14 protein-coding genes are annotated in these 18,901 nt (G+C 67.8%); 8 read left to right on the forward strand and 6 right to left on the reverse strand.

Features of this window, described 5'->3' with window-relative positions; genetic code table 11:
* Nucleotides 1-94: 94 nt before the first annotated feature.
* The 3 genes from ACLFA2_RS00060 (at nt 95) to sucB (ending at nt 4,778) form a co-directional block, all read left to right on the forward strand.
* Nucleotides 95-1,567 carry a leucyl aminopeptidase gene (locus tag ACLFA2_RS00060; protein WP_426621816.1) on the forward strand — a complete coding sequence of 491 codons (1,473 nt, stop codon included), beginning with the start codon at nt 95-97 and terminating at the stop codon, nt 1,565-1,567.
* Nucleotides 1,568-1,570: 3 nt separating this feature from the next.
* Nucleotides 1,571-2,944, forward strand: a complete 1,374-nt coding sequence (gene lpdA / locus ACLFA2_RS00065; RefSeq protein ID WP_426621817.1) for a dihydrolipoyl dehydrogenase — start codon at nt 1,571-1,573, stop codon at nt 2,942-2,944.
* Between the two features lie 67 nt (nt 2,945-3,011).
* The gene (gene sucB / locus ACLFA2_RS00070; RefSeq protein ID WP_426621818.1) at nt 3,012-4,778 is read left to right on the forward strand and encodes a 2-oxoglutarate dehydrogenase, E2 component, dihydrolipoamide succinyltransferase; all 1,767 of its coding nucleotides are present in this window, start codon (nt 3,012-3,014) and stop codon (nt 4,776-4,778) included.
* Between the two features lie 11 nt (nt 4,779-4,789).
* On the opposite strand, the gene ACLFA2_RS00075 is transcribed toward sucB, so the two are convergent.
* Nucleotides 4,790-6,331, reverse strand: coding sequence for a hypothetical protein (locus tag ACLFA2_RS00075; protein ID WP_426621819.1), 1,542 nt, complete (start codon nt 6,329-6,331; stop codon nt 4,790-4,792).
* A gap of 161 nt (nt 6,332-6,492) precedes the next feature.
* On the opposite strand from ACLFA2_RS00075, the gene ACLFA2_RS00080 reads away from it, so the two are divergent.
* The gene (locus ACLFA2_RS00080; protein ID WP_021200699.1) at nt 6,493-7,203 is read left to right on the forward strand and encodes a DUF4191 domain-containing protein; all 711 of its coding nucleotides are present in this window, start codon (nt 6,493-6,495) and stop codon (nt 7,201-7,203) included.
* 62 nt (nt 7,204-7,265) lie between these two features.
* Here the strand turns inward: ACLFA2_RS00080 and ACLFA2_RS00085 are convergent, their stop codons facing one another.
* Complete coding sequence (locus ACLFA2_RS00085) at nt 7,266-8,453, reverse strand: RimK family alpha-L-glutamate ligase (protein ID WP_017830470.1); 1,188 nt, start codon at nt 8,451-8,453, stop codon at nt 7,266-7,268.
* A 20-nt stretch (nt 8,454-8,473) separates the two neighbouring features.
* Between ACLFA2_RS00085 and ACLFA2_RS00090 the strand changes: the two genes are divergently transcribed.
* Entirely contained in the window at nt 8,474-8,965 is a 492-nt protein-coding gene (locus ACLFA2_RS00090; protein ID WP_029260308.1) for an ATP-dependent zinc protease family protein, read from the forward strand.
* 17 nt (nt 8,966-8,982) lie between these two features.
* On the opposite strand, the gene ACLFA2_RS00095 is transcribed toward ACLFA2_RS00090, so the two are convergent.
* Complete coding sequence (locus ACLFA2_RS00095) at nt 8,983-9,411, reverse strand: RDD family protein (RefSeq protein ID WP_029260307.1); 429 nt, start codon at nt 9,409-9,411, stop codon at nt 8,983-8,985.
* A gap of 147 nt (nt 9,412-9,558) precedes the next feature.
* On the opposite strand from ACLFA2_RS00095, the gene glnA reads away from it, so the two are divergent.
* Entirely contained in the window at nt 9,559-10,983 is a 1,425-nt protein-coding gene (glnA, locus tag ACLFA2_RS00100) for a type I glutamate--ammonia ligase (protein ID WP_021200702.1), read from the forward strand.
* A gap of 85 nt (nt 10,984-11,068) precedes the next feature.
* On the opposite strand, the gene ACLFA2_RS00105 is transcribed toward glnA, so the two are convergent.
* The gene (locus ACLFA2_RS00105; protein WP_426621820.1) at nt 11,069-12,010 is read right to left on the reverse strand and encodes a DUF1214 domain-containing protein; all 942 of its coding nucleotides are present in this window, start codon (nt 12,008-12,010) and stop codon (nt 11,069-11,071) included.
* A gap of 200 nt (nt 12,011-12,210) precedes the next feature.
* On the opposite strand from ACLFA2_RS00105, the gene ACLFA2_RS00110 reads away from it, so the two are divergent.
* On the forward strand, nt 12,211-13,686 hold the full coding sequence (locus ACLFA2_RS00110; RefSeq protein ID WP_426621821.1) for a LuxR C-terminal-related transcriptional regulator: 1,476 nt from the start codon (nt 12,211-12,213) through the stop codon (nt 13,684-13,686).
* Nucleotides 13,687-13,792: 106 nt separating this feature from the next.
* Complete coding sequence (locus ACLFA2_RS00115) at nt 13,793-14,926, forward strand: AI-2E family transporter (protein WP_021200705.1); 1,134 nt, start codon at nt 13,793-13,795, stop codon at nt 14,924-14,926.
* 27 nt (nt 14,927-14,953) lie between these two features.
* Here ACLFA2_RS00115 and ACLFA2_RS00120 read toward each other — a convergent pair whose 3' ends face one another.
* Together ACLFA2_RS00120 and ACLFA2_RS00125 are read right to left on the reverse strand one after the other, a co-directional pair.
* On the reverse strand, nt 14,954-15,874 hold the full coding sequence (locus ACLFA2_RS00120; protein WP_029260275.1) for a diacylglycerol/lipid kinase family protein: 921 nt from the start codon (nt 15,872-15,874) through the stop codon (nt 14,954-14,956).
* A gap of 50 nt (nt 15,875-15,924) precedes the next feature.
* Nucleotides 15,925-18,900 (reverse strand): bifunctional [glutamine synthetase] adenylyltransferase/[glutamine synthetase]-adenylyl-L-tyrosine phosphorylase, encoded by a 2,976-nt coding sequence (locus ACLFA2_RS00125; protein ID WP_426621822.1) that lies wholly within the window; start codon nt 18,898-18,900, stop codon nt 15,925-15,927.
* Nucleotide 18,901: the final 1 nt, after the last annotated feature.

Below are 18,901 nucleotides of genomic sequence, written 5' to 3' on the forward strand. Positions count from 1 at the left end.
GGCCGGGGGCCGGGGCGCGGAGCATCATGCTGAGAGCGAACACGCGCCACGAGGGCGCGCGACCATGCTGCGGCAGAGATCCTAGGATGGAGGCATGACGCTTCCCGTGCTCTCGCACACCACCGCTCAGTTCCCCGGAAGCGCTGCAGATGCCGCAGTGCTCGTCGTCGCCGCTCTCCCTGATTCGGCGGATTCACTGGCCGGTTATCCCGGCCTCGCCGATGCGTTGGCCGGTATCGGCTTCACCGGCTCCGCTGGATCGTTCGCACGCGTGTACGCCCCGGAGGTGACGTCGTTGCCGCTGGCCGTCGTCGGCGTCGGCAACGCGCCTGACCCCGCTGCGGTGCGCAATGCGACCGGGACAGCGCTGCGCACCCTCGCCGGTTTCGAGCACGTCGCCATCGCCCTCGCCGACGGCCTGGAGTCCTTCGCCGTGCCGGCAGCAGAAGGCGCCGTGCTCGGCGGACACAAATTCGACGGGTACCGCACGGAGAAGGGCAAGGCTCGCGCCACCACGATCACCCTGCACGCCGCCCTCGACGACGAGGACGCCGAGCATGCTCAGGTCCTCGGCGACGCCGTCGCCCTCGTCAAGGACCTCGTGAACGTTCCCGCCGAGTGGCAGAGCCCTGCCCAGCTCGCCCAGAGCGCCGCCGACAGCGTCGCCGACCTCGACGTCACGGTCGAGATCCTCGACGAGAAAGACCTCGCCGAGCAGGGCTTCGGGGGCATCCTCGGCGTGGGGCAGGGCTCCGACCGCCCCCCGCGTCTGGTCCGCCTCGACTACTCCCCCGCGGACGCATCGCGACACATCGCGCTGGTCGGCAAGGGCATCACCTTCGACACCGGCGGGCTGTCGCTGAAGCCCGCCGCATCGATGGTCGGCATGAAGTTCGACATGGCCGGAGCAGCGACATCTCTCGCCGCGATCCGCGCGATCGCGACTCTCGGGCTCCCTGTCCACGTGACGGCCTGGCTCTGCATCACCGACAACATGCCCTCGGGCCGCGCTCTGCGCCCCGGCGACGTCATCCGCATCCTCGACGGCACCACGGTGGAGGTGCAGAACACCGACGCTGAGGGCCGCCTCGTCCTGGCGGACGGTCTGGTCGCCGCGAGCCGAGAGAATCCCGACGTCATCATCGACGTGGCGACCCTCACGGGTGCCATCGTCGCCGCGCTCGGCCACCGGCACACCGGTGTCTTCGGCGACGTCGAGACGGTCTCCGCGTTCATCTCCGCGACCGCACAGGTCGACGAACCGGCCTGGCACATGCCGCTGCCGGAGTACATGGAGGAGTCGCTCGAGTCCCCCATCGCCGATCTCCAGAACGCCAACATGGGCGACCGGATGGGCGGTGCCTCCTATGCCGGCCTGTTCCTGCGCCGGTTCGTCGGGCGCACGTCGGAGGCCGAGGACGCCCCGCGCATCCCCTGGGTGCACCTCGACATCGCGGGCTCCGGCGAACACGCCGGCGCCCCGTACGGCTTCACCGAGAAGGGCCCCACCGGGGCGATGGTCCGATCGATCGTCGCCTTCGCCGAAGCATCCCACACGGAGGCATGACATATGACAACCCACACCTTCGACATCGTCGTCCTGGGCGGCGGAAGCGGCGGCTATGCCGCTGCATTGCGCGCGAGTGAGCTCGGCAAGTCCGTCGCATTGATCGAGAAGGACAAGGTCGGCGGCACCTGCCTGCACCGCGGCTGCATCCCGACCAAGGCACTCCTGCATGCGGCCGAGGTCGCCGAGCATGTGCGCGATGCCGCGTCGGTCGGTGTGACGGCGTCCCTGGAAGGCATCGACCCCGTCGGCGTCCGCACGTATCGCGAGGGCATCGTCGCCAAGAAGTTCAAGGGTCTCGAAGGTCTCGTCAAAGCTCGCGGCATCACCACCGTCACCGGGCTCGGTCGACTGAATCCAGACCGCAGCATCAGCGTCGGCGATGACATCTACGTCGGTGCGGACGTCGTGCTCGCGACCGGTTCGTACAGCCGATCGCTCCCCGGCCTCGAGATCGGCGGACGGATCCTCACCAGCGAGCAGGCGCTTGCTCTGGATGTCGTCCCCGACCGCGTCCTGATCCTCGGCGGTGGTGTCATCGGCGTCGAGTTCGCGAGCGTCTGGCGCTCCTTCGGCTCCGAGGTCACCATCATCGAAGCGCTGCCGCACCTCGTCCCGAACGAGGACATCGCGCTCAGCAAGGGCCTGGAGAGGGCATTCCGCCGCCGTGGCATCCAGTACTCCCTCGGGACCCGCTTCCAGACGGCCACGCAGGACGACTCGTCCGTCACGGTCACGCTCGAGGACGGCAAGGAGTTCACGGCCGACTACCTGCTCGTCGCCGTCGGACGCGGGCCGGCGACGGCCGACCTCGGCTTCGAAGAGGCCGGTGTCACTCTGGACCGCGGCTTCGTGATCGTCGACGAAGACCTGCGCACCGGGGTCCCGGGGCTCTGGGCCGTCGGCGACATCGTCCCCGGCCTCCAGCTCGCGCACCGCGGATTCCAGCAGGGCATCGCCGTCGCCGAACGGATCGCCGGCCTCTCCCCCGTCAACGTTCCCGATCTGCAGATCCCCAAGGTCACCTATTCCAGCCCCGAGGTCGCGTCGGTCGGAGTTACCGAGGAAGCCGCCGCTGCTGAACACGGCGCGGACGCGATCGTCGCCTACGAGTACAACCTCGCCGGGAACGGCAAGAGCGAGATCATCGGAACGGGTGGTCTCGTGAAGGTCGTCCGCCTCAAAGACGGCCCCGTCATCGGTGTGCACCTGCTCGGCGACCGTGTCGGCGAGCTCATCACCGAGGGGCAGCTCGCCGTCGCCTGGGAGGCGCACCCGGAGGACATCGCTCCCCTGATCCACGCGCACCCGACCCAGAGCGAGGCACTCGGCGAGGCCTTCCTCGCCCTGGCCGGCAAGCCCCTGCACGCCCTCTGAGCACCAACCGGTGCCCGAGTCACTAAGCTAGACAAGCGTCATACAACTTCCTGAAGGAGACTCAGTCATGAGCACATCCGTCGTCCTCCCCGCTCTCGGCGAGAGCGTCACAGAGGGTACGGTCACCCGCTGGCTCAAGCAGGTGGGAGACACCGTGCAGGCGGACGAGGGCCTGCTCGAGATCTCGACCGACAAGGTCGACACCGAGATCCCCTCCCCCGTCAGCGGCGTGATCGAGGAGATCCTCGTGGCCGAGGACGAGACCGTCGAGGTCGGCGCGCTCCTCGCGCGCATCGGCGATGGCAGCGCCGCGGCTCCGGCCGCAGATGCTCCCGCCGCCGCCGCACCCGCCGCGGAAGAAGCGCCAGCCGAGGCATCTCCCGCTGCCGAAGAGACCTCGGCTGCAGAGGCTCCGACCCCCGCCGCAGAAGCACCGGCACCCGCCGCTGAGTCCGCACCTGCCGCACCCGCCGGCGATGCGACAGACATCGTGCTTCCCGAACTGGGCGAGAGCGTCACCGAGGGAACCGTCACCCGCTGGCTGAAGCAGGTCGGCGACACCATCGCCGTCGACGAGGCCCTTCTGGAGATCTCCACCGACAAGGTCGACACCGAGATCCCGTCGCCGGTCGCCGGCGTACTGCAGGAGATCGTGGCCGGCGAGGACGAGACCGTCGCCGTCGGCGCTGTGCTCGCACGTGTCGGTTCCGGCGCAGCGCCCGCTTCCGAGGCACCTGCTGCTCCGGCACCCGCTGCTGCTCAGGCACCCGCTGCTGCTCCGGCACCCGCTGCTGCTCCGGCACCTGCCGCTGCACCCGCCGCTGCTGCTCCGGCGCCTGCCGCTGCTTCGGCACCTGCCGCTGCACCGGCCCCGGCTGCTCCGGCCCCTGCCGCCACTCAGCCCGCATCGAAGCTCGCGCTCCCCACCGAGAACGACAACCTCTATGTGACCCCGCTCGTGCGCCGACTGGCGTCGCAGCAGGGCGTGGATCTGGCTTCCGTCACCGGAACCGGTGTGGGCGGTCGCATCCGCAAGGAAGACGTGCTGAAGGCCGCGGAGACCGCGAAGTCGGCGCCCGCTGCAGCAGCAGCGGCCCCTGCTCCGCTCGAGGTGTCGCCTCTTCGTGGGACGACCCAGCCGATGTCGCGTCTGCGCAAGGTCCTCGCCAAGCGCGCTGTCGAGTCGATGCAGCAGACGGCACAGCTGACCACGGTCGTCGAGGTCGATGTCACGGCCCTCGCCGACTACCGCGACAGCGTGAAGGCGTCGTTCCTCGAGAAGACGGGCGACAAGCTCTCCTTCCTGCCGTTCTTCGCTCTCGCCACGGCCGAGGCCCTGCAGGCGTTCCCGATCGTCAACGCGACGGTCGACGGTGAGAACATTGTCTACCCGGCCAGCGAGAACGTCTCGATCGCGGTCGACACCGAGCGGGGCCTGCTGACGCCGGTACTGCGTGACGCGGCGTCGAAGAACATCGCCCAGATCGCCCACGAGATCGCCGATCTTGCGGCACGGACCCGCGACAACAAGCTGAAGCCCGACGAGCTGGCCGGTGGAACGTTCACGCTGACCAACACCGGTTCGCGTGGTGCCCTGTTCGACACGCCGGTCGTGTTCTTGCCGCAGTCGGCGATCCTGGGCACCGGAACGGTCGTCAAGCGTCCGGGTCTCGTGAAGGTCGGAGGCACCGACGCGATCGCTGTCCGGTCGTACGTGTACCTCGCTCTCTCCTATGACCACCGCATCATCGACGGTGCAGACGCCGCCCGCTTCCTGGGCGCCGTGAAGGCGCGACTCGAGTCGGCACAGTTCGCCGCTCAGCTCGGCGCCTGACGGGCGAAGAGTCATCCTGGCTGGTCCGCGACGTCGTAGACGTCGCGGACCAGCCATTTCTCTCCTGTGCGGATGAGCACGACGATCGTCTGATCCGAACCCTCGTCTTCCTCCCCGCCCTCTTCCCCCTCCGCGCCTCCCTCCCGACCTGCCGATGCGAGGCGCACCACCGCGACGTCGCCGTATTCATCCACCAGTTCCGCGGCCGAGGGCGGCAGCCCGTCGAGGGCCTTCATCACTCGCGCGGCGTCGCCGGACACCGCGTCTGCGCACGAGGTGTCTCCCGCGGCCCGACAATCCGCGATCGCGCGGAGGAGCGATGAGGCTGCCGCCACGGGATCGATGCCCGCGGCCGACTCCTCGGGCTCTGAGCCCTCGGGGGCTGAGTCCTCAGGGTCGGAGTCCTCGGGGGCTGAGTCCTCAGGGTCGGAGTCCTCGCTCTCTTCCGGGGCACCGATCACGGAAGGCGAGGCCGCCGGAGACGCATCTTCGGGCGACGACGATGCCCGCGCCTGACCACTGCCACCAGACAGGTCAGCGCCCTTACCCGACGCTTCTCCCTCCGGCAGCAGCAGTCCGCCGGCAAGCACAAGCGCCGCAGCCGCGCCCGCGACGAGCAGGGAACGTCGACGCAGCTTCCCGGTCTCAGCGGATCGCCCACGGCGTACGCTCCGGCGACCGGTTCGCGAAGCCTGCGTTCCTCTCATGCGATCCACACGCGCAAGAACCTCGCCGATCGATGAGCGCATCGCATCGCCGATCGCCTCCCGCGCGCGGCTTCCGCGACGCGACCCCCTGCTCGGAGTCCGGTCCGCGCGCAGACGTCGCCCCCCTTCGTGAAGGCCAGAGACGTGCGGAACGACGGCGCGGGCGACGTCCCGCGCTCGTTCCGCAGCATGGATCTCGCGTTCGAGCGGCTGCGGCGCGGCGACGTCGAGCATCGACTGCTCCCACGCCTCGGTGAGCCTGCGGGGCAGACGCGGCTGGGCGATGACCTTCCGCAGGGCCTCCTCGATCGCACCGGTCGCGCGTCTGAGCACTTTGTCCGAACTGCGCTCCGCCAGCTGTTCCAGGATCTCCACGGTCCCCGCCCTCGCGTCCGTGCCGTCCCCCAGCACGAACACCGGTCGCCCGCCATCCGTCAGCCACCATGCCCCCGTGCGCATGCCGTCGATGCCCTCTCCCAACTCGTCGAGTCCCCGCAGGAGACTGACGACGAGAGTGGTGGTTTCGCCCGGCGTGATGCCCCCTCCTCCCACCGAACGGCGGCCCAGGAAGCTGCACACACGCTCGATGCACCACGGAAGCAACACGTCGTGCCCTCCCTGGCGCCGGACGACATCGATCGGCGCAGCGATGTGTTCGGCGCCGGAGAAACCCCATCCCACCCACCCGCCGAGCGCCGCCGCGTCTACTCTCACGGCGACGCCGTCCCCGTTCGTGACGAGAGTGCCGGGGAAGGGCCCCTCCGTCGCATCGAGCGTTCTCACCACGCGATGCGCGCCCGGTACGAGCGGCCCGCCCCGGCCGTCGTCGATCGCGATGTCTTCCATTGCTCCATCACAGCGCAGACCTCAGCCCGATCCCGGTGCCCGGGGATGATCGCGACGGATTCCGCCGAATCCTCTGATGTGCAGGAGTGGTGGCGCCGGTCCCCTCCGCTTCGCGCGAACGCCGACATCAGGAGGCTCCGGGACTCGGTAGGCTGGTCCTCATGGCAAAGCGTGCTCCTGAACCCGAAAAGCGTCCTGGGTTCTTCTCCCAGATCAAGTCCCTCTTCCGGTTCACACGTGAGGCATACTCCTGGTTGCCGTGGGCGCAGGCTGCCATCCTCATCGGCGGCGTGCTGCTCGGCCTCGTCGCCGGCTATCTCATCCCGCCCTTCCAGATCTGGACGCTCGTCCTCTGGGGGATCACCGGTCTCATGCTCGGCATCCTCGGTGCCCTGTTCCTGATGACGCGCCTCTCGACCTCCGCCATGTACAGCAAGATCGACGGCATGCCCGGCGCCACCGGACACGTGCTCAGCACGAGCCTCGGGCGCAGCTGGCAGGCATCCGAGACTCCCGTCGGCATCAACCCGAAGACCCAGGAGGCTGTGTACCGCACCATCGGGCGCGGAGGCATCGTCATCGTCGGTGAAGGTGCACGCGGCCGATTGACGCGTCTCGTGAACGAGGAGCGCAGCAAGGCACAGCGTGTCGCGCACGGCGTCCCGGTCACCGTCCTCTACGTCGGTCACGGCGACGACGAGGTGGCGATCGCCGATCTCTCGAAGACGATCAAGAAGCTCCCGAAGGCGATCGACAAGGCCACGATGGCCGCCGTCATCCGCCGCGTGGACTCCGTCTCCCAGTCGCTGTCATCGCTGCCGATCCCGAAGGGCATCGACCCGACCAAGGTGCGCTCCCAGCGTCCTCGTTGACTCTCCGCACCTCAGAAGCACCGAGCGCGGCCATCCTCCTGCGAGGGTGGCCGCGCTCTCTTTCACTCGGAGAGAGGCTGTCGCGGCAGCCTGCGGACTTTGGCGCGCCGACGACGACGCTCAGGAACCATGGAGCGCATCTCGTCGAGCTTGCCGAAGCAGAACAGCCGGTCATCGGCTTCCAGGACGACGTGCTTGCGCGGGTTGGGAATGACACTGACTCCTCGGTGCAGCGTGAGGACCGTGATGTCGCGTTCCCAGAGCCCGGCCTCCCCCAGGGTCTTCCCGACGAGGTCGACCGCGCCGTGGACCATCAGCTCGGCGACGCCATAGCCCGTCGAGACGGTGAGACGCTGACGCACGTCGATCTCGGGGAAGGCGACCTGACCGGCGATGTAGTCGATGATGGCGCCGGCGACGTCGAGCTTGGTGGCCGTCTCGATGCCCTGCAGCCCGGGTGAGGAGTTGACCTCCATGACGAGCGGGCCGTCGTCCCCCTCGAGCATGTCGACACCGGCCACACGCAGGCCCATGATCTGGGCCGAGCGCACGGCCGCACGCTCATAGACCGGATCGAGCTCGATGGCCTCGACCGATCCGCCACGGTGCACGTTGGATCGGAACTCGTCACCGGCCGCCGATCGTCGCATCGCCGCGACGACACGGTCACCGACGACCAGCGCCCGGATGTCGCGACCGCGGCTCTCCGAGATGAACTTCTGGATGAGCACGTTCTGCTTGGTGGAGTGCAGGGTCTCGATGATGGCCTCGGCGACCTTCACCTGAGGGGCGAGGATGACCCCGATCCCCTGTGTGCCTTCCAGGAGCTTGATCACGACCGGAGCCCCGCCCACGCGTTCGATCGCCGGACGGACGTCGGCGCGGTTGCGCACGAACGCGGTCGGCGGCATCGCGATGTTGTGGCGCGAGAGGATCTGGTTCGCTCGCAGCTTGTCACGTGCGCTCGAGATCCCGTTCGCCGTGTTCGGCGTGTAGACGTCCATCTGCTCGAACTGGCGCACGACGGCCGTGCCGAAGTACGTGATCGAGTTCCCGATGCGCGGGAGGATCGCGTCGTAGTCGCTGAGCTGGCGACCCCGGTAATGCAGGTCCGGTTCCTCGGCGGTGAGATCGATCGCGAAGCGCAGAGTGTTGAGCACCTTGACGTTGTGTCCGCGTTGAAGCGCGGCTGCACGCAGCCGCTGGGTGGAGTACGCCTGCGGCGCGCGGGAGAGCACTGCGATCTTCACGGGGGATTTTTCCTGCCAGGATGTATCAGGTGAGTAGGACTACCCCCCATTCAAACACCCTTACGGGGTGGCGAGAATGGGTGAGCCTGCCCGATCTCGGAGTGGACTGGCTGAAGGCCAAGATCGACACGGGTGCGCGCACGTCGTCTCTGCATGCTTTCGACATCGTGGAGTTCGAACAGGACGAACAGCCGTGGGTGCGGTTCAAAGTCAAGCCCTGGCAGGACAGCCAGGAGGACGCGGTCGTCGTCGAATGCCCGATCCATGATCGTCGTGCGGTGCGGAGCTCGTCCGGGCACGCCCAGGAACGCCTCGTGGTCGAGCTGCTGATCCGGCTGGTGGACCGCGAGGTGCTGGCTGAGGTCACCCTGAGCAACCGCGACGAGATGGGCTTCCGGATGCTCATCGGCCGGGAGGCGCTGCGCCGCGGCTACGTGGTCGACCCCGCCCGCTCGTTCCTCGGCGGACGAGCCCCGCGCGAAGCACGTCGACGCAACCGCGGGCGAGACTGACGGCAGCCCGCCGCAGGTCAGGTGCGGATCAGAACCGTGCCGACGGCCTTGTCGTGGAGACCGCGCTGATCGGCATCCCAGATCACCGCAGGCACGACGACCACGAGCAGAAGCGTGCGGACGATCGGCCGCCACAGACCGACCCAGCTCCCGTCCATGCGAGCAAGACGCATGCCGAGGATACGGTGTCCCGGGCTGCCGCCGGCGGTCGGGATGAAGACGATCTGCAACACGGCGAACACCAGCATCGGAGCGAACTGGCTCAGGCCGGCTTCCGTCGGCAGTGCGAACTGGTTGAATCCGAGGAATCCGGTCGCGATGATCGTCGCCGCGGTGTAGTCGATCAGGAGCGCTCCGATACGGCGTCCGGGACGGGCGATGCTCCCGGAGCCGGATTCGGGGAGTCCGAGTCGTTCACCGGGGTACGTGTTCACAGCATCCGTCACTCCCCCAGCCTACCGAGCGCGAAATGCCGCTCTGACGCCCTCGCGCCTGTAACACGCCCGAAACAAAGCGGATACCGTAGAGAAATCCCCCGTCCGTACTCTGCAGAGTGGCCGTGAAGCCATCGATCCGCATTACAGGAGTCGTACATGTTCAAAGATTCGTCCGAGGTACTGAGCTACATCAAGGAGAACGACGTCAAGTTCCTTGACATCCGTTTCACCGATCTCCCGGGTGTTCAGCAGCACTTCAACATTCCTGCATCGACGGTCGACGAGGCTTTCTTCACCGACGGCCAGCTGTTCGACGGCTCGTCGATCCGCGGCTTCGCGAGCATCCACGAGTCCGACATGCAGCTCATCCCCGACGTCACGACGGCGTACGTCGACCCGTTCCGCGAGGCGAGCACGCTCGTCATGCTGTTCGACATCTACAACCCGCGCACCGGCGAGATCTACTCGAAGGACCCGCGTCAGGTCGCCAAGAAGGCCGAGAAGTACCTGACCTCGACCGGCATCGCCGACACCGCCTTCTTCGCCCCCGAGGCCGAGTTCTACATCTTCGACGACGTCCGCTACAACGTCACGTCCAACTCCAGCTTCTACAGCGTCGACTCGGAAGAGGGCGCCTGGAACACCGGTCGCGAGGAAGAGGGCGGAAACCTCGGCAACAAGACCCCGTACAAGGGTGGGTACTTCCCGGTCAGCCCGGTCGACAAGACAGCCGACCTGCGTGATGACATCACCCTCAAGCTGATCGACGCCGGGTTCATCCTCGAGCGCTCGCACCACGAGGTCGGCACCGGCGGCCAGCAGGAGATCAACTACCGCTTCGACACGATGGTGCACGCGGCGGACGACATCCTCAAGTTCAAGTACATCGTCAAGAACACCGCCGAGGAGTGGGGCAAGGTCGCGACCTTCATGCCCAAGCCCCTCTACGGTGACAACGGCTCGGGCATGCACACCCACCAGTCGCTGTGGAGCGACGGCAAGCCGCTGTTCTACGACGAGGCCGGCTACGGTCAGCTCAGCGACATCGCGCGCTGGTACATCGGTGGCATCCTGGCGCACGCGCCGGCCCTGCTCGCCTTCACCAACCCGACCCTGAACAGCTACCACCGCCTGGTCAAGGGCTTCGAGGCTCCGGTGAACCTGGTCTACTCGGCCGGAAACCGCTCCGCCGCGATCCGCATCCCGATCACGGGCTCGAACCCCAAGGCAAAGCGCATCGAGTTCCGTGCCCCCGACGCCTCCGGCAACCCGTACCTCGCCTTCGCCGCGCAGCTGATGGCAGGACTCGACGGCATCAAGAACCGCATCGAGCCGCACGAGCCGGTCGACAAGGACCTCTACGAGCTTCCGCCCGAGGAGGCCAAGGACATCCCGCAGGTTCCGAACTCCCTGCTCGACTCGCTCGACGCGCTGGCGGCCGACCACCAGTTCCTCCTCGAGGGCGGCGTGTTCACCAAGGAGCTCATCGAGACCTGGATCTCCTACAAGTACGAGAACGAGATCCTGCCGATGGCGCAGCGTCCGCACCCGTTCGAGTACGAGCTGTACTTCGGCGTCTGACGACAGCGGAGCATCACGAAGAGCCCGTCCCCGCTTCTGCGGGGACGGGCTCTTCTGCGGTGGGGGTGGCGGCGCGGGGCCTCACTCAGATCGCTTCGGGCCGGGGCGCGACCCAGGTGCCGTCGAGCACGCACAGGCGCGGTCGGTAGAGGCGCAGTGTGTAGTTCCACCCCGGCATGACGACCAGCGCGTTCGTGAGGCCGGCAGGGTGCGCACCGAAGTGGATGGTGATCCCGCCGTCGTCGTCCGCGGTCGCCGTCAGGCTGTTGATACTGTTCACCCCGAGCTCGTTCTCCTCGAAATAGCCGGCGGCGTTGTAGAGCGAGACGGACCAGAAGGCGTCGACAGGAACGTCCGTCAAACGCAGACGATAGTCCCCGACCGGCAGGCCCTCGTCAACGCTGATGTAGGTCGCCTCGTACTCGGGCAGACCACCCCATTCGCCGGCGACGCCCAGCAGGTGCATGACGGGATCCACTTCCTCCCTCGTGCCGAACGCACGATCGTAGGTCGAGACGCCGCGCCCGAGAGTGAGCAGAGCATCACGGGTCTCCGACTGCGACGGCTCGTCGTACTCAGGGAGCGGGAACTCCCCCGATCCGCCGCCCACGAGACGAAGTGCGTCCTGGAGGTGATTCACCTCGGCGATGTCTTCGGCGTCGTTCGGGTCGACGAGGATGCGGACCAGGACCGCCGCGTAGTCGGTTCCGACGGCTGCGCGTGTGAGCGCATGGTCGCCGGGCTCGTGTAACAGGAACGGCGCGTAGTGATCCTGATTCACGACGAAGGCGGAGACGTAACGACCGCCCGTGTCGGGCAGCGTGAGCGTGACTCCTTCGCGCACATCGATGACGGCACTGCTGTAGAGAGTGTCCCGGTTCTGCCGGATGATGGGCTGATCGTCGAGCGACTTCAGCCCTCGCGTGTGATTCCAGGTCCCGAGCGTGCTCCCGGCGGCGAGCCGGGAGAACATCAAGTCGGACTCGGCACGAGCGAAGTTGCGGACGTTCACCTTCGTGGCTGACATGTCGTTCCTTTCTCTCGCGGCACAGACTCACCGCGAAGCATGGGTCGGGGTCGGATGCCCGGCCGTGACACGGTCCGGCAGCGCGGACCTCGTTGCGATTCTGTTCGCCCGATCGCTCTCCGGACGCACGCGTCATCCTCATCGGATGAGATCTGCCTGCCCACCAACATCACGGATTCCCACGCCGATATCGTTGTCCCGTGATCGATGCCGTCCGCGAGGCCCTGTCTCCCAGCGATCCGGCACTCGCCCGCGCGGCGCTGCGCCGGAACTGGCTCCGTCTCATCCTCGAATCCCGCACCCGCGAACTCGAACAGCTCTGCCTCGCCCACCCCGAGCCGCACGACCCGCACGTCCTCCTCATCCGTGCCTGCTGCCGCGACCTCCTCGGCGATTCCCACGGTGCCACGTTCCTTCGCGGCCAAGGAATGCGCATCGCTGACGATGACTTCGTGGTCTGCTTCACCGAGCTCCTCCTCGCTGCCGACACCCTGACGAAGGCCACGGTCGCCGATCGCGCTCGAGAAGCTTTGACCGAGTGCGGGCCCGACGACGACTATCCCTCGGCGCTCTTCCTCCTCGGCTGGACGGAAGTGCGCCTCCGCCGCGACCTCTCCGGTGCCATCGGCCTCCTGCGCTCAGCCTCAGACGAAGCCCGCTTGCGCGGCCGACCGGAGACCTACCGCCTCGCCCAGTCCAATCTCGCCTTCGCCTTGACCCACGCCGGTCTCTTCACCGCTGCCGAGCAGACGCTCGATGCGCTTCCCGTCTCGTCCGAGCCGTCGGACTGGGACATCTTCGAGGGCGGGCTCCCCCAGGCGAACCGCGGCACCATCGCATACTGGCGAGGCGACTACGACGAAGCGATCGCCCACCTCGAACAAGCAGTGGACGACGGCGCTCCCGGCAACAACTTCGAAGCCCTCGCCCGGCTGTACCTGGTCATGAGCATCATCGCGCTCAGGCGCGAAGACCGATACTTCGCCGCGGCCGGCCTGCTCCACGGGGTGAGCAAGGACGATAAGCACGGCATCCCCTGGGACACGCTGCGCCGCGTGATCTCCGCACTGCTCGCGCACGCCGAGGGACACGACGACCGCGCTCTAACCATCGCGGCGCCGGCACTCGCCCGCCCCGGTGCCGCCGTCGCCCACGCGGTGCTCGCGGAGCTCTATCGTGTCCTCGAAGAACCCGCGTCGGCTGCGCAGGCGCTGCGGCTGGCGATATCGGGCGCGCTGCCACGCTACGCGCGGGCGAGCACGCTCGTCACTGCAGCGGCCCTGCGCTCCACCGCAGGGCATGGAGCGGACGCGCACGAACAGCTCGACAGAGCCCTCGAATCCGCAGCCCCCGAGCGGATCCTCACTCCATTCCTCTCGGATGATCCGCTCATCGGCGATCTCCTGATCGCCCATGCCCACCGCGGATCCCGCCACGATGAGTTCCTCGGAACGATTCTCGAACGACGGGGAGAGCTGGCCCGACGACGGACGGGCGTCCTCACCCCGCGCGAGAGCGAAGTCCTCGCATACCTGCGCACGACGATGACCGCCGAAGAGATCTCCACGCGTCTGGGGGTCGCCTATCCCACCGTCAAGACCCACATCCGCTCCATCTATCGCAAGCTCGGCGTGACCTCGCGACGGGGGGCCGTCCTCACCGCCGACGCGAGGTGAGGAATCAGACGTCGCCACGCCGCGCCACCGGCTTGACCGCGCGGGATCCAGGGTGATCAACTGGTGAGTCTGACCATCGACCGGGGGAATCATGCGCCGTAGAAGAGTGACCGCGAACACCGAGCTGCGCGCGTCGGCGGAGCCGCGTTCATCGCAGCCGTCGAATGCGGTCGCCGCATATGCCAGGACCAACCCGTTCATGTTCGGCCTGCTGGGCGCCCTCGGAGTGCTCGTCGCACTGGGGATCGGCAGCATCGTCGGGCAGCTCGCGACCGTGCTCGTCTACATCGGCGTCGCCGTGTTCCTCGCACTCGGGCTCGATCCGATCGTCACCTTCATCGAGAAGAAGCTCCCCCGCCCCGCGGCCGTCACCATCGTGGTCGCCGCGGTCATCCTGGCGTTCGCCGGCGTCATCCTCGCGATCGTCCCGCTGCTCGTCGAGCAGATCAGCAACCTGATCAAAGACGGACCGCAGATGATCAAGGACTTCATGGCCAGCGACTGGTTCAAGGACGTCAGCGGTCAGTTCGGCTCGACGATCGACGACGCCGTGCAAGGCATCCTCGGCTTCGTGCAGGACCCCAACAACTTCCTCGACATCGGGGGTGGTGTGTTCGCCGTGGGCGCGGGTATCGCCGGCGGCTTCACCGGGATCACGATCGTCCTGATCCTGACGCTGTACTTCATGGCGTCCCTGCGCAGCATGAAGCACGTGGCCGCCCGCTTCGTGCCCGCCTACCAGCGCGACACCTTCAGCGGCCTCCTCGAAGACGTCTCTGGCGCCGTGGGCCGCTACGTCATCGGCCAGGTGAGCCTCGCACTCATCAACGGCATCCTGAGCCTCATCTTCCTCAGCATCATCGGCGCCCCGGTTCCGGCCCTGCTCGCCCTGATCGCCTTCATCGGCTCGATGATCCCGCTGGTCGGCACGCTGACCGCGTCGATCATCAACTCGCTGATCTGCCTGTTCGTCTCTCCGCTGACCGCGCTGATCGCGATCATCTACTACCTCATCTACATGCAGATCGAGGCATACGTGCTGTCGCCGCGCATCATGAGCAAGGCCGTCGCTGTGCCGGGTGCGCTCGTCGTGATCGCCGCGGTGGCCGGCGCCGCGCTGGGCGGCATCCTGGGCGCCCTGGTCGCGATCCCCGTGGCCGCGAGCATCATCATCATCATCCAGAAGGTGACGTTCCCCGCGCAGGACCGCAAGATCGTCCCCCCGCCCGTCACCCGCTGACACGGGGACGGGACGGGGCGTTCGACCTCAGCGGACCAGGAGGGCGCCCGGCTCGACGCGCACGTCGAACGCGGTGACCTCGCCCATCTCCTCCCCGTCGATCTCGAACACGAGGGGCGTCTTCAGCTCGACCGAGATGCTCTCTACCGGAAGGTGGCGGGCGGACTCGGTGCTCACGGCCTCGTCGGTGGCACCGAAGAGACGGCGGATGCCGTTGTCCCAGACGAAGGAACGGAGCGTGTCGAGCCACTGCAGCGCACCGTCCGCGCTGATCATGAGCACGTCGAGCTTGCCGTCGTCGAGCACCGCATCGGGAAGCAGCCGGATGCCGCCCTGCACCATCCCGCAGTTGCCGATGAGCATGGTGTGTCCCCGCACGGCCACGGCCTTCTCCCCGTCGATCGCCAAAGTGATGTCGGTCATCTCGGTGCCGGCGAGTGCGCGGCCCATCGCCTCCACGTAGGCCAGCCAGCCGGCCTTGGACTTGAGGTCGTCGTCGGTCTCCACCAGCATCTGCGCATCGACGCCGAAGCCGACCATCACGGCGAAGGCGTGCTCGGTGCCGTCGTACGAGACCCAGCCGAGGTCGATCCGACGGGGCTCGGCGTCGCGCACGCGCTCCAACGCCGCCTTCACGTTGTTCAGCGGAACGTCGAGGTTGCGCGCAAGCAGGTTGCCGGTCCCCTGCGGCACGATCCCCAGTGCTGTGTCAGACCCCGCCAGGGACTCCGCGACGGCGCGTACAGTGCCATCGCCGCCGACGGCGATCACGATGTCGCGGCCGTCTTCGCGGGCCTCGCGAGCCATGCCCCGGCCCGGGTCCTCCGGAGTCGTCTCCCACCAGCGGATATCGTACTGAGCGTCGAACACGCCGCTCACGGCGGTCTGCAGGACCTCCTGCTCGACCTTCGAAGGGTTCCAGACGATGCCGATACGTGCGTGGGTCATATCGTCAGCTTGGGACACCTCGCCCGATACCGCAAACTCAGGGCGCGGACTCAGCCGTAGAAGAGCTGCTCGAAGGTCTTCCGTGCGCGTCGGGTGACCCCGAGGTAGTCCTCTTCGAGCTCGGTCGCCGATCGATCGGGGTAGCCCAGGAGCCTGCCGATCGCGTCGAGCTGCCGACGATCCGCCGGCAGCACATCACTGGTCTGCCCCGTGAGCAGGGTGATCGCAGAGCGGAGACGGCTGGACAGGAGCCAGGCTTCACGAAGGCGCAGCGCGTCTTCCTCGGAGACGAGATCAGCCGCGACGGCAGCCTCGAGGGCACCGAGCGTCGACGTCGTGCGCAACCCGGGAACCGCGTGCGCATGCTGCAGCTGCAGCAGCTGGACGAGCCACTCCACGTCGCTGAGCGAGCCCGGTCCCAGCTTCAGGTGACGCCGCGGATCGGCGCCCTGCGGCAACCGCTCCCCCTCGACTCTGGCCTTGATGCGTTTGATCTCTCGCGTCCCCTGCAAGTCGACCGATTCCGGGTAGCGGATCGTGTCGGCCAGAGCCGTGAACCGCGCGATGAGCTTGGCGCTTCCTGCCACCCCGCGGGCGCGCAGCAGTGCCTGAGCCTCCCATGACAGCGACCAGCGCCGGTAGTACTCGGTGTACGCCTCGATGGATCGCACGACCGGCCCGTTGCGTCCCTCCGGCCTCAGATCGGCATCGAGGTCGAGCGGGAGGCGATGATCGGTCAGGTGCTCGCGCAGCCCCGCCACGATCTGCGTCGCCAGCTTCTGGGCGCGCTGCGGATCGACACCGTTCGCGTCGTACACGTAGAGGATGTCAGCGTCGGATCCGAAGCCGAGCTCGGCACCGCCGAAACGTCCCATCGCGATGACGGCGAAGTCGAGCGCCTCGTCCTCGGGTGGGACGACCTCCCGGATGACCGCGCGCAGGGCGGCTTGAATCGTGGCCTCGGTGATCTCGGTGAGTGCGGTGGCCACCTCTTCGATGGTGAGGACGTCGAGGACTGCTCCCATAGCGGTGCGCAGGAGCTCACGCCGTCGCAGCGCCCTGACGGCGCGCAGCGCATCGCCGATGGACTCATGACGCGTCTGTATCGCACGAGCCTCCTCGTCGAGCGCTGCCGCGCCCCGAGGGCGCAGACGCCCCGTGCTGTCCAACCATGCCACGGATTCGGGGATCCACTCCAGGAGCTCCCCGACGTAGCGTGAGGATGACAACAGGCGGGTGAGACTCTCGGCGGCCCCTGAGGAGTCCCGCAGCATCCGCAGGAACCAGGGAGTGTCCCCGAGTCGCTCGCTGATGCGCCGGAATGCGAGGAGCGCATAGTCGGGGTCGCTGCCGTCCGCGAACCACCGCACCATGATGGGCATCAGGTGGCGTTGGATCGTCGCCTTACGGCTCAGTCCGCTCGTGAGGGCGCCGATGTGCCGGAGAGCTCCCGCCGGGTCACGGAACCCGATCGCCGCCAGGCGGTCGTGCGCCTGGGCTGCGGAGAGCGTGCGCTCCTCCTCCGGCAGCCCGGCGACGGCGCTGAGCAGCGGCCGGTAGAACAGGCGGGTGTGGATCTCGCGCACCTCGCGCCGCACGCTCTCCCAGCGCGCCCACACGCCCTCGCCGCTCTCGGCCAGTCCGGTGCCTCGCGCCAGGATCCGAAGACCGGCAGGAGTGCGCGGCATCAGATGCGTGCGGCTGAGCTCCCTGAGCTGGAGGCGGTGCTCCATGAGCCGCAGCAGACGATAGTCGTCGGCGAACGCGGCTGCATCGACGCGCCCGATGTAGCCGCCCTCGACGAGTGCGTCGAGACTCTCGAGGGTTCCACGCGTGCGCAGCGATTCGTCGGTGAGACCGTGGACCAGTTGCAGCAGCTGCACCGTGAACTCGATGTCTCGCAGACCGCCGGCTCCGAGCTTCAGCTGATACGGCGCATCCTCGGGATCGATGTGCTCCATCACGCGCTCCCGCATGCGCTGCACGCTCTCCACGAAGTCCTGTCGCGCCGCGCTCGACCAGATCTTCGGCTGAACCGCGGCGATGTACTCGGCCCCGAGCTCGGAGTCTCCCGCGATCGGACGGGCCTTGAGCAGCGCCTGGAACTCCCAGCTCTTCGCCCAGCGGTCGTAGTACGCGAGGTGCGACGCGAGCGAGCGGACCAGTGCACCCTGCTTGCCTTCGGGGCGGAGAGCGGCGTCCACCTCCCACAGCGGCGGCTCCACCTCGATGGCGTCGAGGTTGCGCATGGTCTCGCGCGCGAGTCGCGTGGCGATATCGATCGCCCGCGCCTCCGAGAGGATCTCCTCGTCGCTACTCCCGCCGACGAAGATCACATCGACGTCGCTGACGTAGTTCAGCTCGCGAGCCCCGGCCTTGCCCATCCCGATGACGGCGAGACGCGTCGCGGCCACTTCCGCACGGCCCATCGATCCCTGCAGTCTGGCCCTGGCGACGGCGAGCGACGCTTCGAGGGCGGCACCCGCGATGTCCGCCAGCGCCGCAGACACCGGTCCGACGATCGACTCCGGGTGCGGATGCGAGAGGTCATAGGCGGCGATAGCGGCGAGATGCCGACGATACGCGATTCTGATCGCGACGACCGCATCATCGTCGCCCGACTGCGCGAAGCCGTCTTCCGCGCCCACCGCAGCCAGCAGGCGCTCCTGCAGCTCCGCCGACGAGGGCAGCCCGACGATCGGCCCTTCCAGGACCGAGAGCTGATCCGGGTGGCGGAGGAAGAACTCGGCGAACCCTTCCGACGCGCCGAACACCCGCCATACCCGCCGACGGGTCTCCTCGTCGACCAGCAGCCGCCGCAACGGCTCCTCGTCGCGGCGCGCCACCCGCAGGAGTCCGCGCACCGCTGCATCGGGGTCGGCGGCGTCGGCCGCCTCGAGCAGGACCGAGCGCGGCTGATCCAGAATGGCCGCCAGCTCAGCGAGAGAGGCCGCGGCTTCACTCAGCTCGGAGAAACCGAGCCTCGCCAGCGCGGAGAGGGAGACCGAATCGTCAGGACGCGCCATC

Source organism: Microbacterium sp. As-52, assembly GCF_049949185.1.
Lineage (GTDB): Bacteria > Actinomycetota > Actinomycetes > Actinomycetales > Microbacteriaceae > Microbacterium > Microbacterium maritypicum_A.

Bases quoted from the DNA above. Each gene is read 5' to 3' on its own strand.
- ACLFA2_RS00060 (WP_426621816.1), top strand. From the start codon at position 95: ATGACGCTTCCCGTGCTCTCGCACACCACCGCTCAGTTCCCCGGAAGC.
- lpdA (WP_426621817.1), top strand. From the start codon at position 1,571: ATGACAACCCACACCTTCGACATCGTCGTCCTGGGCGGCGGAAGCGGC.
- sucB (WP_426621818.1), top strand. From the start codon at position 3,012: ATGAGCACATCCGTCGTCCTCCCCGCTCTCGGCGAGAGCGTCACAGAG.
- ACLFA2_RS00075 (WP_426621819.1), bottom strand. From the start codon at position 6,331: ATGGAAGACATCGCGATCGACGACGGCCGGGGCGGGCCGCTCGTACCG.
- ACLFA2_RS00080 (WP_021200699.1), top strand. From the start codon at position 6,493: ATGGCAAAGCGTGCTCCTGAACCCGAAAAGCGTCCTGGGTTCTTCTCC.
- ACLFA2_RS00090 (WP_029260308.1), top strand. From the start codon at position 8,474: ATGTATCAGGTGAGTAGGACTACCCCCCATTCAAACACCCTTACGGGG.
- glnA (WP_021200702.1), top strand. From the start codon at position 9,559: ATGTTCAAAGATTCGTCCGAGGTACTGAGCTACATCAAGGAGAACGAC.
- ACLFA2_RS00105 (WP_426621820.1), bottom strand. From the start codon at position 12,010: ATGTCAGCCACGAAGGTGAACGTCCGCAACTTCGCTCGTGCCGAGTCC.
- ACLFA2_RS00120 (WP_029260275.1), bottom strand. From the start codon at position 15,874: ATGACCCACGCACGTATCGGCATCGTCTGGAACCCTTCGAAGGTCGAG.
- ACLFA2_RS00125 (WP_426621822.1), bottom strand. From the start codon at position 18,900: ATGGCGCGTCCTGACGATTCGGTCTCCCTCTCCGCGCTGGCGAGGCTC.